Source organism: Paucibacter hankyongi (genome assembly GCF_037482915.1).
GTDB classification, from domain to species: Bacteria; Pseudomonadota; Gammaproteobacteria; order Burkholderiales; family Burkholderiaceae_C; genus Paucibacter_A; species Paucibacter_A hankyongi.
Genome location: NZ_JBBHJX010000011.1, coordinates 134,287 through 150,418, shown reverse-complemented (window position 1 = coordinate 150,418; position 16,132 = coordinate 134,287). Strand labels below are relative to the sequence as shown.

10 protein-coding genes and 1 riboswitch are annotated in these 16,132 nt (G+C 63.7%); of the genes, 3 read left to right on the top strand and 7 right to left on the bottom strand.

Annotation, left to right across the window (positions count from 1 at the left end; all coding sequences use genetic code 11):
- Positions 1-296: 296 nt before the first annotated feature.
- From WG899_RS16240 to WG899_RS16215, 6 genes are all read right to left on the bottom strand, one after another.
- A complete protein-coding gene (locus WG899_RS16240; protein WP_339596701.1) occupies positions 297-3,122 on the bottom strand; it encodes a TonB-dependent receptor domain-containing protein in 2,826 nt (941 codons plus the stop codon).
- A 266-nt stretch (positions 3,123-3,388) separates the two neighbouring features.
- Positions 3,389-6,541, bottom strand: coding sequence for a response regulator (locus WG899_RS16235; RefSeq protein WP_339596700.1), 3,153 nt, complete (start codon positions 6,539-6,541; stop codon positions 3,389-3,391).
- A gap of 15 nt (positions 6,542-6,556) precedes the next feature.
- Complete coding sequence (locus tag WG899_RS16230; protein WP_339596699.1) at positions 6,557-7,714, bottom strand: response regulator; 1,158 nt, start codon at positions 7,712-7,714, stop codon at positions 6,557-6,559.
- Positions 7,715-7,824: 110 nt separating this feature from the next.
- Positions 7,825-8,406 carry a TMEM165/GDT1 family protein gene (locus WG899_RS16225; RefSeq protein WP_339596698.1) on the bottom strand — a complete coding sequence of 194 codons (582 nt, stop codon included), beginning with the start codon at positions 8,404-8,406 and terminating at the stop codon, positions 7,825-7,827.
- A 56-nt stretch (positions 8,407-8,462) separates the two neighbouring features.
- Positions 8,463-8,618, bottom strand: a riboswitch (yybP-ykoY riboswitch).
- 30 nt (positions 8,619-8,648) lie between these two features.
- On the bottom strand, positions 8,649-10,205 hold the full coding sequence (locus WG899_RS16220; protein WP_339596697.1) for a M16 family metallopeptidase: 1,557 nt from the start codon (positions 10,203-10,205) through the stop codon (positions 8,649-8,651).
- Positions 10,202-11,626, bottom strand: a complete 1,425-nt coding sequence (locus WG899_RS16215) for a M16 family metallopeptidase (protein WP_339596696.1) — start codon at positions 11,624-11,626, stop codon at positions 10,202-10,204. The genes WG899_RS16220 and WG899_RS16215 overlap by 4 nt, the downstream gene beginning before the upstream one ends.
- Before the next feature lie 129 nt (positions 11,627-11,755).
- Between WG899_RS16215 and WG899_RS16210 the strand changes: the two genes are divergently transcribed.
- The 3 genes from WG899_RS16210 to WG899_RS16200 are packed head-to-tail and all read left to right on the top strand — an operon-like array spanning position 11,756 to position 14,433.
- Complete coding sequence (locus WG899_RS16210; RefSeq protein ID WP_339596695.1) at positions 11,756-12,145, top strand: VOC family protein; 390 nt, start codon at positions 11,756-11,758, stop codon at positions 12,143-12,145.
- Positions 12,146-12,154: 9 nt separating this feature from the next.
- Positions 12,155-12,403, top strand: coding sequence for a TfoX/Sxy family DNA transformation protein (locus tag WG899_RS16205; RefSeq protein WP_339596694.1), 249 nt, complete (start codon positions 12,155-12,157; stop codon positions 12,401-12,403).
- Between the two features lie 32 nt (positions 12,404-12,435).
- The gene (locus WG899_RS16200) at positions 12,436-14,433 is read left to right on the top strand and encodes a monovalent cation:proton antiporter family protein (protein ID WP_339596693.1); all 1,998 of its coding nucleotides are present in this window, start codon (positions 12,436-12,438) and stop codon (positions 14,431-14,433) included.
- Here WG899_RS16200 and WG899_RS16195 read toward each other — a convergent pair.
- The gene (locus WG899_RS16195) at positions 14,423-16,087 is read right to left on the bottom strand and encodes a SulP family inorganic anion transporter (RefSeq protein WP_339596692.1); all 1,665 of its coding nucleotides are present in this window, start codon (positions 16,085-16,087) and stop codon (positions 14,423-14,425) included. The genes WG899_RS16200 and WG899_RS16195 overlap by 11 nt on opposite strands.
- Between the last annotated feature and the right edge of the window lie 45 nt (positions 16,088-16,132).

Here is a 16,132-nt window from a genome sequence, read left to right as displayed (position 1 = left end):
ATCGCGGGATCGTTTCGGCGAGCTCCGGTCAGCACGGACGGAGCGGAATGAGTAGATATCAGGAGGAGCCCTGGGCGCAAGCCCGGGGCGGGGGACAGGAGCGGCGCAAAGCCCCCAAGTGGCCTGATCACCGCCAAACCGAAGGACTGCTAAGTGCCGACATCCGCCTCACACCGACCCACGAAGCGAACAATCTCTGGCCAATGAAAAAGGCCTGCACATCGCTGTGCAGGCCTTCGGGCGAAGTGTCTACCGGAATGCCGATCAATGCGATCGGCATCCGGAAGAGATCTAACTCAGAACTTGTACGAACCGGTCAGATAGTAGGTACGGCCCAGAGGGTCGGCATAACGGCCATCGTAGCCGGCCTGGTTACCGCCACCACCGTTCTGCAAGGACATGGGCGGCTTGGTGTCGAACAGGTTCTTCACACCGAAGGTCAGCTGCAGCGCATTGCTGAGGTCGTAGCGGGTCTGCCAGTCCCAGGTCGTGTAGCTCTTCACGTCCAAGCCTGGGAAGTCGATCGCGCTGCCGGTGCGATTGCCATCGGCGCCTTGGTTGAAGACGGCACCTTCGGCGGCCACAAAAGACTGATCCTTATAGCCAGACTTGTAATGCGCGGCCAGGGTATTCAAGAAGCTGCCGGTACGCAAAGAAGTCTGGAAATGGATCGCGTTCTTGAACACCACCTTCAGGTCCGGGCCAAAAATACCCAGGTCGGTATTCCAGTCGCCGCCTTCGATCAGCTGATAGCGTTGCTTCAGCATGTGAGTGGCCATCAGGTTCACCGTCAACTCACCCATGCCGGTCGTGGTGCGGAAAGCCAGGTCCATGTCGACACCCTGGTACTCGGCCTGACCCATGTTGAACGGGCTCTGGATGTAGGCAATCGTCGTGATCTTCGAACCCGGATCGATGTAGGGGTTGATGAAGAGACCCGCGTACTGCTGAGCATTGGTGAAAGCGATCTTCTGCGGAATGCCGGTGCTCACGATCTGGTTGGTCATATTGACCGACCACCAGTCGGCGCCGAAGGACAAGCCCTTGAAGGGGTCGACACGGAAGCCCAGGGTCCATTGCTTGGACTTTTCAGGCTTCAGGCCGTTCGCTCCAGCGGCCGAGTTGCCGCCCGAGACCAGGTCATATTGAGCGTTGCCCGGCAAGCAACCCGGCGAGCCTGGGAAGGGGCAAGCAAAGGTCTGCGAGCTGCCAGCGAAGGCCAATGGGCCGGCGATGTCGGGCATGTTCGGAGCCTTGAAACCGGTTCCGTACGAACCGCGCAGCAGCAGCTGATCGATGGGCTGGTAGCGCAGGCTGGCCTTGTAGGTGGTGGCGTTGAACTCATTGCCCTGCTCAGCATCGGCCAAGCGCTTGCCATTGCTGGGGTCATAAATTTGCTTGTTCTTGACCTTAGAGTAATGGTCATAACGAGCGGCCAGCGAGGCATCCAACTTCTTGGCCAAGGGCAAGGCCAATTCAGCAAAGACGCCGTAGGCACTGCGCGAGGCATCAAATGGCACTTGGCCATAGTTGCCACCGACAGGGTAGTTGCTGGAAGTGGGTGCCGAATCGGTGCCATTGCCCGACCGCATCAAGTCGCTATAGGCAACCGTGTGGTGCAGGGAGGTGAACTCAGCGCCCGTCGCAACTGAACTCATGCCTGCAGGCATTTTGAACAGTTCGCGCGAACCGTGAATGCTCAACTGGTTCATCTCAATTTCGGTCTTGCTGAGGTTCTCGCGCAAGATCGTGGGGCCAAGTTTATCGTTCTGGCCCGCGACCGGAATAATCGGGTTGTATGCGCCGCTGTTGATCAATGCGCTGAACTTATCGAAGTCCAAGTAGCCGCCGGCGGCGTTGTCTTCCAGATTGTTCTTGGACATCACCAAGCTGACCGAGTAGTCCCAGCCCGCGGCCAAGCCATCGACACCCAACACCAGATGGCGGTTTTTGGTGACATAGTCGTCGGTACGACCACCGGCGCCAACCACGCGTTCACCCATCGTCGCCGTCGTAGCCGTCAGATTATTGGCGGCCAAGTAGGGCACAACATAGGCATTCCACAAACCCGGCAATGAGGTCGCCGACAGCGACATCGGCTGTGCAGATGGCGCATATTGCGCCGTCATCGTGAATTTGGACAAGGACAAATCAGCGTGCACCGTGGTGTCGCTATTGAGCTTCACGCGCAAGGAGGCCAAGCCACCGTCACGCACCGAGCCTGGAATCGCCTGCACCGTGGCGGCGTAATTGAAACGGCAGCCACCGCCATCCAGATAGGAGGCGTTGTCGCCGCCGCAATTCTTATTGGCGTTGTAGTACGGGTTGTACGTCACCGGATTGGCCGCATTGGCCGTGATGTTGGCCGGCTCGGTATTGCCGGTCGACTGCATATAGAAGTAGTTCTTGCCACCGTAGCTGAACGGAATCATGGCGCCGCGCTTGGACACATCGCGCTGGCTGGCCTGCAGCTTTTCCTGCTTGTCGTGGCTGTAGCTCAGCAGCAGGTTGTAGCCATCGGTATTGATGTCACCAAAACCCTTGGTGATGCTGGCGGTCCAGCTCTTGCCGCCCGATTGTTGCGGCGAGTTGTAGGTTGCGGCCACGCCGCCATCGGTCTTGTTCTTCTTCAGGATGAAGTTGACCACGCCGGCAATGGCGTCGGAGCCGTACAGGGCCGATGCGCCGTCGGTCAGCACTTCGACGCGCTCGATAGCATCCAAAGGCAGGCTGGACAGATTAACCGAGCCGTCGCCCGAGAACGGGGCAAAGCGGTGGCCGTCCAACAGCACCAGGGTGTATTTCTGATCCAGCGCGTGCAAGGCCGCACTGGTCTGGCCGCCGCCGCCGCCGTTCACCGAGGCCGACGAAGCCGTGAAGCCCTGCATCTGAGGCATGGCTTGGATCAGCTCGGTCACCGTGGTGGCGCCCGATTTCTTGATGTCCGCCTGGGTCAGCGTGGTGACCGGCACGGCGCTTTCGCTCTCAATCCGTTTGATCGCCGAACCGGTGATTTGCACGCGTTCCAGCGTCTCCTGCGCAAAGGCGGCGCCCCCGAGCAGGGTCAAGCCGCCTGCGTAAACCAGTGCCAAGGCACTGCTCAGTCGAGTTTTCTTCAACATCAAACACTCCAATCGATTTTGGTTAGCGGTATTGAGCGCGGGCGACACAGTCGCTTCGACCATGAGCCCCGGTTTCCCGGACCGTAAAAGTGCGGTGTGCGCATTCTTTCGCCGAGATAGGCGATATGCGCACAGGGAGAAACCCTTCGAGTTGCCTTTTCACATCGAAACGGCGAGCGAATCAGCGACTCGATGCGCAGGAATGCGCCAACGTTGAGCGCCTCGTGAAGCGCAAGCAGGGTTTCCACCGAAGGCGCGGCAGTGGGTCAGCCAGCTCTCAGGCCATAACGCCGATGCCATTCGGCGACTTCGCTGACCAGCGGACCTAACTCCCGATTCAGGGTGTCCAGCGCCTCACCCACGTCGGCCGGGTCGCCCTTGGGACCGGCCGCCAATTCAAGCGCCGAGGCCCTTTGCGCCAGGCTGTCCAGGCCCAGATTGCCGGCCAAGCCACGCAAGCGGTGTGCCGCGCTGCAAAGTGCTGGCAACCCAGTCACGCGGGCCTCCTCGAACTGCGTCAAATGCTGCGCATATTGCTTGGCAAAAGTGCCGAGTAGCTTGGCCAGCAGTTCATGCCGGCCGGCGCAGCGGGTCAGTGCAGCATTGAAGTCAGTGCCCGGGATCTGCGGCCAGACCGATGCGGCGTCGATGGTTGCCGGCGCAGTCGACCCAGCAGTAGGCGAAGACGCGGGCGCGCCGACCACCGACATAGCAGGCGCAGCGGGGCGCTCACTGAGTTTTCGCCGCGGCATCCCTTCGGCCTGCGACATCAAGACCTGGATCAACTCGGCCTGGTCAATCGGTTTTGTCACATGCGCCACCATGCCGGCCGCCAAGCAGCGGCGCCGCTGCTCCGGCAGTGCATGGGCGGTCAGGGCAATCACCTTCAGTTGCGGCGCGAGTTGATGAATGCGCCGGGTGGCCTCGTAGCCGTCCATGTCCGGCATCTGGATGTCCATCAGGACCAGATCAAAGCCGTCCGAACCGGCCTCACGCACCCGCGCCACGGCCTGCGCACCGCTGTCCGAGGCCATCACTTCGGCACCGGCGTTGCTCAGCATGTCTTGCAAGATCTCTCGATTGATGTCCACGTCATCGGTGATCAAGACGCGCAGCCCCCGCAAGGGATCGGGCCCTATATCGACCATCAACATAGACGGCGGCGGCGCCAAGTCAGGCTCGGAGACCTCCGGCGCGGCCAGCAGCAGCGGCAGGTCGAGCTTGAAGCATGAGCCGACCCCCAATTCGCTGCTGACGGTGATGCGCCCGCCCATCAAGACCGCCAACTGGCTGCTGATGCTCAGGCCCAAGCCGGTGCCACCGAACTTGCGTGTGGTGGAGGAATCGGCCTGCTCGAAGGCGGTAAACACCTTCGAAACATTCTCGGGTGCGATGCCCACGCCGGTGTCCGTGACGCTGAACAGCAGCCGCCCATCTAACTGCTCAACCCCCAGCACCACACGCCCCTTCTCGGTGAACTTGATGGCGTTGGACAAGAGGTTGACCAGGATCTGAGTGGCCCGCAAGGCGTCCAGCATGACCCAGTCGGCATTGGCCTTGTATTCGATGCGCAGGCGCAGATTCTTAGCGTCGGCGCGCTCGGACACCAGGTCGGTGACCTCCTTGACCAAATGGCTCAAATTGCAGGGCAGGCTTTCAATGTCGAGCTTGCCGCTCTCCACCTTGGAATAGTCGAGGATGTCGTTGATGACGCCAAGCAAATGCCGGCCAGAGCGAACAATGCGCTCGAAGCCGCTGCGTGCGGCCGCCGGGTCGCCGCTGCGGCTGATGCCAAGTTGTGCCAGGCCCAGCACCGCGTTCAATGGGGTGCGGATTTCATGGCTCATATTGGCCAAAAACTCGCTCTTGGCCACAGCCAGTCGCTCGGCCTCATCCTTGGCCTGGCTCAAATCGCGCTGCAGCCGCTTCAGGGGCGTCACATCGGTGCCCAGGTTCAACATGGCCACCGTCCGTTTGTTGACATCCAGCAAGGGCACGGTGGTCACCAGGTAGTCGTGCATGCTGCCCAGCGCATCATCGAACTGACGCTCGGTGGTCAGGCTGGGCGCGCCCGCCATCAGCTTGGCATCGCCATCGGCAATTTCGGCGGCCACCTCGGCCGGAAACAGCTCGCGCGCGCTGGCACCCAGCACCTGCGCTCGGGTCAGCTGGGTCGCCTGCTCAAAATTGCGATTCACCAAGGTGTAGCGCCCTTGCAGATTGCGGATGCTGAGCGTGATCGGTAAGGCCTCCAAAATGTCCTGCATCAGCTGTTTCTCGGCCACCAGTTCGGCGGTACGGGCCTGCACCTCGTCCTCGAGTCGGGCGCGGCCGATACGCAGTTCGGTCTCGGCGCGCACCCGCGCGGTGATGTCATGTGCAAACAGCACGACACAGATTTCTTCGCCGAGTTGCAGTCTGTCTAACTTGATATCCCACCAGATTGGGGCGCCATCCATGCGGCGCGACTGCCACTCGAAATACTGCGCGCTGCCGACCTCGACCGTGTGCCGCAAGCGTTGCAACATCTGCTCGCTGGAGAAGGGCTCACCCGGGTACATCAACGTCGCGTCCAGCTCGGTCAGGCGGGTGCAGCCATAGGCCACCAGGGTCTGGGCATTGGCAAAGCGCAGCGCACCGGTGTCGCCTTCCAGAATCTGAATGCAGGTGAGCGAGTTGTCCAGCAAGATGCGCAGGCGCTCCTCGCTTTCTCGCAGCCCCAGGGCCGCCGTCTGCTGAGCCTTGACGGTGTCCGCCAAGAGCCGCCGCGAGCGCTCCAGCGAACCGGTCACCTCCCAGAACAAAGAACCGTAGCGCAGCGCCATCCAGCCCAAAATCAAGGAGCTGGCGATGAACACCACGGCATAGCTGGCCAAGGGCGGGGTGTTGCCAGTGCTGACGCCGGGGATCGTGCCATTGACCTCCAGAATCCACAGGGTCAAATAGCCCACCACGGCCGCCACGGTGGCCCATTTGGCAGCCTGCGGCCCCACCATCAAACCCATCGCCGCCAGCAAGAGCAGCACGCCGGCCATGCCGGATGAATGCAGGCCCAGCCCGTATATGCCGGCGGCCACAAACAGGATGAGCATGGCCGCAATGCTGAAAAACGCGGTGGCGGCGCGCACCCCCACCAGGCGCGCAAGCGCCACCGAGAACAAGGCACTGGCCAGCACAAAGGCGCTGGTCCCCATGCGCGCCACTCGTTCGGGCCAGCTCAACTCGACCTGCACGGCCAGCGTCAGCATTTGCATCGACGCGCCCACAATCACCAAGGTCAAGAAGACCAAGGAGCTGCGCGCCACCAACTGGTCCAAGCGCTGCTTCAATTCACCCAGCGTATGCTCGCGCGGCGACTGAGTAGGGGGCAGGGGCGGGGTCTGAGCCGCCGCCAAACGATCTTCAATAGCGGCAGGCATGGCAACTGCCCCGCTTTAAACTTGCTGATTGAGCTTGCTGATCACCCGGCGAAGAAACTGTTCAACCTCGTGACTCTTGTCCAATGATTCCATCACCTGGGCGGCATGCTTCTTGATGATGCTGCTGAGGAAGTTCTCCTGGTCATCGGTCAAGCCCAGCTTCATAAAGCTGGCCTCCACCTCTTCGGTCAGATCCTCGAATACGCGCTGGATCTCCATGCGCTGGGTATTGCTACGTGCCGAAATGTCGGTCAAGGCATTGCGCGTCATGCCGACCAGATGCTTCACGTCAGCCAGATCGCGCGTCGCCAACTCGGTGTCGAGCGCCGCGACCCGCACGATGGCCCCTTCGACCAGCATCGCCACATTGTCAATGGCACGCCCCATGCGCTCCGATTCGCCGCGGTCCATCTCAATGCCGCCGCGGTCCATGCGCAGATTACGGACGAACAAGACCACCGAACCATAGGCAAAGCCGGTATGCGGGCCCAGTGGCCGAATCCGTTGGCCGGTCTTTTGGGCAATCAAATGGTCGAGGATGGAGTTTTCAAGCGCGCTGCAGGGGCCACGGCTGTTGCTGGCAATCAACTCACCACGGCCCTGAATGCGCACACAGCCCTCCAACGAGTAGCGCTGCAAGGCATCAAACACCGCTTGCGCTACATCGGCATAGCTGTTGCACGTGCCGAGTTGGCGCTGGAACTCCAGCACCACGCCGGCCTCGCCCATCATGTCGGCGGTGGAGAGGACCGCGTTCATGGTCTCTTCCAACTGGCCACTCAATTCAACCTGTTTAGCGCGGTTGCTGAGTACCAAACCAATCTTGGCGATCAATTCGCCGGCATCGAAAGGCTTGGGCAGGTAGTCCGAGCCCCCGGCGGCATAACCCTGCAAACGCTCGTCAATGCTGACCCGCGCGGAATGGAAGATCACCGGGATATCGGCACTGGTGGGCGCAGCCTTCAGCTGCTTGCAGGTTTCATACCCATCCAGACCAGGCATATCCACATCCAGCACCACCAGGTCAAAGGCCTGGCCCTGGGCACATAGCGCCAAGGCTTCGGTGCCACTGTTCACGCAACTGACCTGGAAGTCATCTTCCAAGGTCGCTTCCAACATTTGCAAGGTCAATTCGTCATCGTCGACGAGCAGAACGCGTGAACGCTGTGTCATTAAGAGCTCCCTAGGCAAACTCAATCACATACAAGCAAACAGGGCTTGATTGAACCAGCAAAATCGGCCCGCGCCTAGGCTTGAATGTGCAGGAGTGTTGCTTAGGTCTATCAAACCCCGAACCGCTCGCCCAGACCGGCCAAAGTTGCCACGCCGATCGCGGCAAAAATCAAGGCTGCCACCCCATGCACCAGGCGCAGCGGAATCTTGTGGGCAATGCGGTCACCCAACAGCACCGCGGGCACATTGGCGATCATCATGCCGAAGGTGGTACCGGCCACAACGGCGAAGAAGTCGTTGAAGCGAGCGGCCAGGGCGACGGTGGCGATCTGCGTCTTGTCGCCCATTTCGGCCAGGAAAAAAGCCACGATGGTGGTGCCCATCACGCCCAGCTTCAGCTTGCCGCCCCCTTCGACCTCGTCATCGATCTTGTCGGGAATCAGGGTCCAGATGGCCATGGCCAAAAAGCCTACCCCCAAGACCCAGCGCATGGTCTGTGGGTTGACTTGCGAGGTGATCCAGGCACCGAGAGCGCCCGCAAAGCCATGGTTGGCCAGCGTGGCAATCAGAATGCCAAGGCAAATGGGCAGGGGCTTGCGAAAACGCGCGGCCAGCAAAAATGCCAGCAACTGGGTCTTGTCGCCGATTTCGGCGAGCGCCACGAGGCCGGTGGAGACGAGAAAAGCTTCCATATCAGTCTTTCGCGGCCGGCTTGTAGCAACCAATGACCACGCACACGCCGGCCGCAAAGCAGGTGTGGGTGGTCAAAGGTCTTGCCAGGCAGATGAAACCGAGTTTCGGTCCCTTGCTGCTGCCGGCGCCATGATCCTGTGGGATCAATTGTGTTGACGCGGGCCCGCACCTGATGTGCGGCGGCTACTCCCCAATGACAGCGCCATTCTAGCAAGGCCTGACCCCAGCCCTGAGTGGCAGCCTAATTACGACGAGCCGCCTTGCGCAGGCCGGGTGCCTCCAGATCAAGTTGCTCGACCGGGATCACCCAGGCTTGCGGAAACATCTCGAGCAGGCCGGCGCCGGCCGCGGCCAGATCTGCCACGACGACACTGCGCAGCGTAGCGCCCGCCCAGAAGCGGGCCGCGAAGTCTCGCACCGCGGCGGCATTGGTGGCATACAACTGCTCCGCCTGGCGCGGCAAATCGGCCAAAGCCTCGCCCCGTTCGAGCTGTTCGGCCGCGGTGGCCGCCAAGCCCTGAGTGCTGTCCAGTTGCCGCCCCAACTCGCCGATCAGCAAGGCTTGCCGCGCCGCCAACTCGGGCGCCGTGACCTCGGTCTCGCCCAATTGCTGCAGTTCGTCGCGCAGCAGGCCCGCCACCTCGGCGGCGTTGACATGCTGCGTCTGCGCGCCGACGCTGAGCATGCCGCCACCCGGCAGCGATTCGCTGCTGCTGAAGGCGCCGTAACTCAGCCCTCGCTTGATGCGCACCTCTTGGTTGATGCGCGAGGAATAGCCCAGCCCGAGCACCGCATTGGCCAAGGCGCCGGCCCGCAGCAAGGCCTGCTGTTCCGCCTGAGCCGTACCGGGCTCCGGCGTCGCCAGGCCCACAAAGGGCGCCACCAGTAAAACCGCACTCTGCCCACTGCCCGGCAGGTCCAGCAGCACGCTGGTCGGCAAGCCGTCCAAGCGAGCCGCCGGCGCGGGGTCAGGTCTTGCCCGCATGGTCGCGGCAGTGGCGGCCGGAGCAGGGCGCCAGTTGCCGAAGTGGCGCTGGGCCAACACGCGCCCCTGCGCCAGATCCAGATCACCGGCGAGCACCAGGGTCAGACGCTCGGGGCGCATTTGCTCACGGCAAAAGGCCTGCACATCCGCCAGCTTGATGCGGGCCAGCGTCTGCGCGCTGGCCAGTCGGCCCCGACCGGCATCGCCCCAGAAAATCCGCCGGGCGAGCTTTTCGGCCAGCGCGGCCGGATCGGTCTGGTCCAGTAGCAGCGCATCAAGCATCTGGGCGCGGCTGCGTTCCAACTCCTCTTTCGGCAAGGTCGGCGTGCGGCTGAGGGCGGCCAGCAGGGCCAGACTCTCATCCAGCTGCGGCGTCATCACCGTCATCGACAAACGGCTGCCGAGCGCGCCGGTGCTGAGCTCCAGGCCACCGCCCAGCGCGTCGGCGGCATGCGAGATGGCCGCGGCATCCAGCACCCGCGGCCCCTGCCGCGCGCCCTTGCTCAAGACAGCCAGGCTCAACTCGGACAAGCCGCTCTTGCCCGGCGGGTCCTGCAGATGACCCGCCTGTACGCTCAAAAGGGCCGTCACCAAGGGCAAGCCGCGCCGCTCCACCACCACCAAACGCATGCCATTGGCCAAGCTGGCCTGCTGAAACACCGGCAGCTGCAAGGGCAGGGCCGGTGCTGGCGGCGGCGGCCGATCAAAACCCAGCTGGGCCGCTACCGGTGCGGCCCACCCGAGGCTCAAAGCCAGGCCCAGGCCAAACACCCAGCGCCGTGCCAAGGCGCCGCCCAAGCAAGCCCGCCTCATGCCCGCCCCAGCGCGGCGCTTGGCTCGCTGCTGTACATGACATTCACCCGCGCGCCCTGCAGCACATCGCGCCGCATCACGCGCTGCACATCGCTGACCGTCAGCTGCTGCAGTTCCTGCAACTCGCGCTGGGCCGCCGCGGCATCTCCGCGCAACAGGGCCGCCGTGCCGAGCAGTTCGCCCAAGCCCTGCGGCGTCTGCCGCTTGATGAGGGCGGCAGTCAGCAGCTGCGTCTTGGCCTTGTTCAGTTCTTCTGGACGGATCGGCTCCTCGGCCAGGCGCTGCACCTCGCGCGCCAACGGCTGCACCAGCGCGGCGGCCTTGCGGCCCGGAGCGCCAATCGCGTGCGCCACCAACAGCCCGGCCTCGGCGTTCAGCTGCGCCTCAAAGCCGACGCTTTGCGCCAGCTGATCGCGGAACACCAAGGCCTCAAACAAGCGCGAGGAATCGCCCTGCGCCAGCAAGGCCTGCGCCAAAGCCCAGGCGCTGGCGTCGACGCTGCCGGCCTTGGGACCCTGCCAGATCAGCAAGGCCGCCGGCATCGACGCGCTCGACGCGGCCAGCGTGTGGCTTTCGTCGCGCATGCGGCGTGGCTCGACCAGCTGGCTGCGCGGGATCGGCGCGGCAGGCCGACGGATGCTGCCGAAGTAACGGTCCACGGCAGCGTCGAGCCGCTTGGCATCGAAGGCTCCGGCGATGATCAGCACCGCGTTGTCGGGCCGGTAGTAATTGGCGTGGAAGTCGCTGACGTCGCGCAAGGTCGCCGCATCCAGTTCCTCGATATTGCCGATCACCGGGCGCCGATAGGGGTGGCGTTGGTAACCCAAACCGGGCACGGCATTGAACAAGCGCCCATAGGGGTCGGCCAGCACCGTCTGGCGGTATTCCTCTTTGACCACCGCGCGTTCGCTGTCGAAATTGGCCTGGTCGACGGTCAGGTTCGACATCCGCTCGGCTTCGGCCCACAGGATCGGTTCCAGATGATTGGCCGGCACCACGCAGTGGTAGGCCGTCATGTCGTCGGCCGTGAAGGCGTTGTTGCTGCCGCCGACATCCTCGGTCATACGGTCGAACTGCTCGTTGGCCATATAGCGGGTGCGCTTGAACATCATGTGCTCAAACAGATGGGCAAAGCCGGAACGACCGGCCGGGTCGTCCTTACCGCCCACGCGGTACCAGACCTGCACGCTGACCGTGCTGCCCTCGGTCGGCACGGTCAAGAGTTCCAGGCCGTTGTCGAGCACGCGTGTCCGCAGCGCGGCCAAGCTCAGCAAGGGTGCGTGCAAAGACAGTGGCCGAAACGTAGCACTGGACGGGCCTGCGCCCCAACCGGCGCCCGCCAGCAGGGTGGCGCCGGCGCCAACACCGGCCTTCAGCAGGCGTCGCCGCGCCGGGGCCAGGCGAACGGGATCCTTCCTCAATGTGTTCAGCACACTCCAATGTCCTTGCGTCATAGTCGGCAGCATATGCGCTGCTGCCATCGCTTGTCAGCAGCGGGCAGGCATGATGGCCATCACTTTCACCCACACACCCGACGGGGAGCCCAGACCATGCAGTTTGCCTACACCATCATCTATGTCGCCGACGTTCCGGCCTCGCTGAAGTTCTTCGAGGCCGCCTTCGGCCTGAAGACCCGCTTCCTGCACGAATCCGGCAGTTACGGCGAAGTAGAAACCGGCGCCACCGCCTTGGCTTTTGTCGACCACGCCACGGCCCGCGACAGCGTCGGCCGAGACTATCTGGCCGCTGGCGACAGCGCCGCGCCGCTGGGCATGGAGATCGGCCTGAGCACCCCCGATGTGGCGGCCGCCTACGAAAGGGCGCTGCAGGCCGGCGCCAGCGCCGTCAACCCGCCCAAGACCAAGCCCTGGGGCCAAACGGTGGCCTATCTGCGCTGCCCGGACGGCACGCTGGTCGAGTTGTGCACGCCGATGGGCTGAGGCAGAGCCATGCGCGGACTCGGACCGAGCAGCCGAGCCCAGCTGGCGGTGCTGGGCATCCACACACTAGAGCAGCTGCGCCAGCACGAGCCCGTGGCCCTCTATGCCCGGCTCAAGCAGCAATGGCCCGCGGCCAGCATGAATCTGCTGTACGCCCTGATCGGCGCACAGGAAGACCTGGACTGGCGCCTGGTCGCACGCGAGCGCCGCAGCGAATTGCTGTTGCGGCTGGACGATTTGGGTCTGGCACCGCGCTGAACTGACATGCGGCGCCGCTTAACATCGGGACCATGATTTCTTCTCTGGATTTGGCTCTGCTTTACCTGGTGGCTGCGGTGCTGGGCGTGGTCGCCTGCCGCTCGATGAAACTGCCGCCGATGTTGGGCTATCTGGTGGTGGGCGTGCTGATCGGCCCGCACGCGCTGGGCTTCTCGGCCGACACCGCCAGCATCCGCTACCTGGCCGAGTTCGGCGTGGTCTTCCTGATGTTTGTGATCGGGCTGGAATTCAACCTGCCCAAGCTCTACAGCATGCGCCGCCTGGTGTTTGGCTTAGGCGCTTGGCAAGTGGTGATCACCATCACCGGCGCGGTGGCGCTGCAGGTCGGTTTGAGCTGGGGCTTCAGCCGCCTGGGCCACAGTTGGGGCCTGGACTGGAAGGGCGCCTTGGTGCTGGGTGCGGCCATGGCGATGAGCAGCACCGCCATCGTCGCCCGCCTGATGGCCGAGCGGCTGGAGCTGGAGAGCGAACATGGCAAGCGCGTCATCGGCGTGCTGCTGTTCCAAGACTTGGCCGTGGTGCCCTTGCTGGTGATGATCCCAGCGCTGAACAGTGGCGCCACCGAAATGGCCGAATCGCTGGCCTGGGCGACGCTGAAGGCTGGTGTGCTGCTGACGATTTTGCTGGTCGGCGGGCAGCGGGTGATGCGCTGGTGGTTGACGCTGCTGGCGCGCCACAAGAGCGATGAGCTCTTCATGCTCAATCTGCTTTTGGTGACGCTGGGCCTGGCTTGGCTGACCGAGCACTTTGGCCTTTCGCTGGCCCTGGGCGCATTTGTGGCCGGCATGTTGATTGCCGAGACCGAGTTCAAACATCAGGTGGAAACCGACATCCGGCCCTTCCACGATGTGCTGCTGGGTCTGTTCTTCATCACCATCGGCATGAAGCTGGACTGGCATGTGCTGCTCGACCAATGGTGGCTGGTGATTGTCTTGAGCGTGCTGCCGATCTTGGTGAAGTTCGGCCTGATCGCCGGCCTGGCGCGGCTGTTCAAGGCGCCCAGCGGCGTGGCCTTGCGCACCGGCCTGTATCTGGCGCAGGCCGGCGAGTTCGGCTTTGTGATCCTGACCCTGGGCGTGCAGCACCAGCTGGTGGCACCTCAATATGTGAGCCCGGTGCTGGCCGGCATGGTGATCTCGATGTTGGCCTCGCCCTTCTTGATCATGTACAGCAACCGCATCGTGATGAAGCTGTCCAGCAGCGACTGGATGATGCAGTCACTGCAGCTGACCACGATTGCCAAGAAGGCCATCAAGGCCGAAGCCCACGTCATCATTTGCGGCTACGGCCGCAGCGGCCAGAACCTGGCCCGCTTGCTGGAAGGCGAAAACATTCCCTATATGGCCCTGGACCTGGACCCGGACCGGGTGCGCCAGGCGGCAGCGGCCGGCCAGAGCGTGGTGTTTGGCGACGCAGCGCGGGCGCAAAGCCTGATGGCCGCCGGCCTGGCCCGCGCCAGCGCGGTGGTGGTCAGTTTCCCGGGCACCGCCTCGGCCCTGAAGATCTTGCATCTGGTGCAAGAGCACGCGCCGCAGGTGCCGGTGATCGTGCGCACCATCGATGACGGCGATCTGGAGCGTCTGCGCGAAGCCGGCGCCACCGCCGTGGTGCCCGAGGCGATCGAAGGTTCGCTGATGCTGGCCAGCCATGCGCTGGCGCTCGTGGGCGTGCCGATGCGGCGGGTGATCCGGCTGACGCGGGACGCGCGCGATGCGCGCTATGGGCTTTTGCGTGGCTACTTCCATGGTGCCGATGACGACACCGTGGAAGAACGCCACCATGCCCGGCTGCGCAGCATCACCCTGCCGGCCAATAGCGCCTATGTGCACCAGACCCTGGGCCTGCTGTCGCTGCACGCGGCGGCGGTCAAGGTGGTGTCGGTGCGCCGGGCCAATGGCCGGGTGCTGGAGGCCGATGACCAGCTGATGCTGGAGGTGGGCGACACCTTGGTGCTGTCCGGCGTGCCCGAGGCTTTGGCGCTGGCGGAAGAAAAACTGCTCAGGGGCTGACCCAGTCCTCGACGCTCATGCCCTGGTGGTGGCTGAGGAAGAGCTGGCCCTCGAACCAACGCGTCCAATCGCTGGCCTTGAGCAGGTCCAGCACCGGGCCTTTCACCTCGGAAAGATCGAGGCGCAGGCCTTGACGCTTGAGGCTGTCATGCAACTCGCGCAGCGCTTCCAGGCCACTGAAGTCGATGCTGTTGACCGGCGACATCATGATCACCACTCGCTTCACGCCGGGCTGTTGACGCAGATGGCCCTGCACCACATCGGCCAAGGTGCGGGCATTGGTGAACAAGAGGCTTTCGTCGATGCGCAGGCCCATCACATCAGACAAACACTCCACCGCATAACGATCCACATTGCGGTAATGCTCGGTGCCAGGCACGCGGCCAATCATCGCCACATGCGGCCGCGCCGTGCGCTTGAGCAGCAAGGCAATTGAGCCCAGCACCCCCAGGCCGAGGCCGGCGGCGACGTTCCAACACAAGACGATCAAAGTCACTGCCACCATCAGCACGGCCTCCGGCTGCGCATAACGCCAGGCTTCGGCATAGGGCTTGAACTTCAGGCCCGACAAGACGGCCACCAAGATGGTGGCGGCCAGCACCGACTTGGGCAACCAGGCCAGCGGGGTGGCGAGCAAGAGCATGGCCAGCAGCATGAAGAAGGCCACGAACACGCCACTGAGGCGGGTGCGGCTGCCTGCATCATGCAGCAGCACGCTGCGCGAAAAGCTGCCGGCCACCGGCATGCCACCACTCAGCGCGGCCATCAGATTGGCCGCCGCCAGGCCGCGCAATTCGGCCGCCGGATTGACCCGCGCATCGCCCAGCTTGACACGCCGCCGCCCCAGCGACTCGGCCACCACCAGACTTGACACATAGGCCATCAAGGCAACCAGCAAGGCATCCGGCAACAGGCCCAACCACATGGCCGGGTCCAGGCGCGGGATCGTCAGGCTCAGGTCCAGCGGCGGCAGCGTGCCGACCAAGGCCACGCCGCGTGAACCGGCGTCACCCCAAGCGGCCAGCAGCATCGCCCCCAAGAGCAGCACCAGCGGCATCAGGCGCGCCCAGGTCGGCGGCAGCCAGCGGCGCGCGCCCAGCAGCAGGGCGCAGGTCGCAACGCCAAAGACCGCGGTCAGGCCTTGCCAGGCGCGCGGCGTGTGCAGCCATTCGCTGGCCAAGGTCGGCAGGTCAAAGCCCTTGGCGGCGCTGCCCAGCAGCACCGGCAATTGGCTCATCGCAATGGCCAGGGTGGCGCCGGTTTCAAAACCATGCAAAACCGGCACCGACAGAAGCGAGGCCAGCGCATCCAAACGCAGGGCGGCGGCCAGCAACAAGATTAGGCCAATCTCAGCGGCCAAGACCAGCGCCCCTTCAGACGGGCTGACACCCGAAGGCAACTGCCCCAAGGCTTGCGCGATCATCAGCGCCAGCACCGCCACCGGACCGACCGCCAAGACCGGGCTGGAGCCCAAGGCCGCATAGGCCAGCAAGGGCAAGAGGCTGGCGTACAGGCCGACCTGCGCCGGCAAGCCGGCCAACATCGCATAGGCCAGGCTTTGCGGGATCAGCAGCACGCTGACGACGAAGGCGGCCATCAGGTCGGCGCGCAGCAGCTCGCGGCGGAAGTCCAGGGCTGGGCTCGGTTTCATCATGGGCGGATTGTGTCAGCCCGACAACCGAGCAGCGGCGCGGAGCGC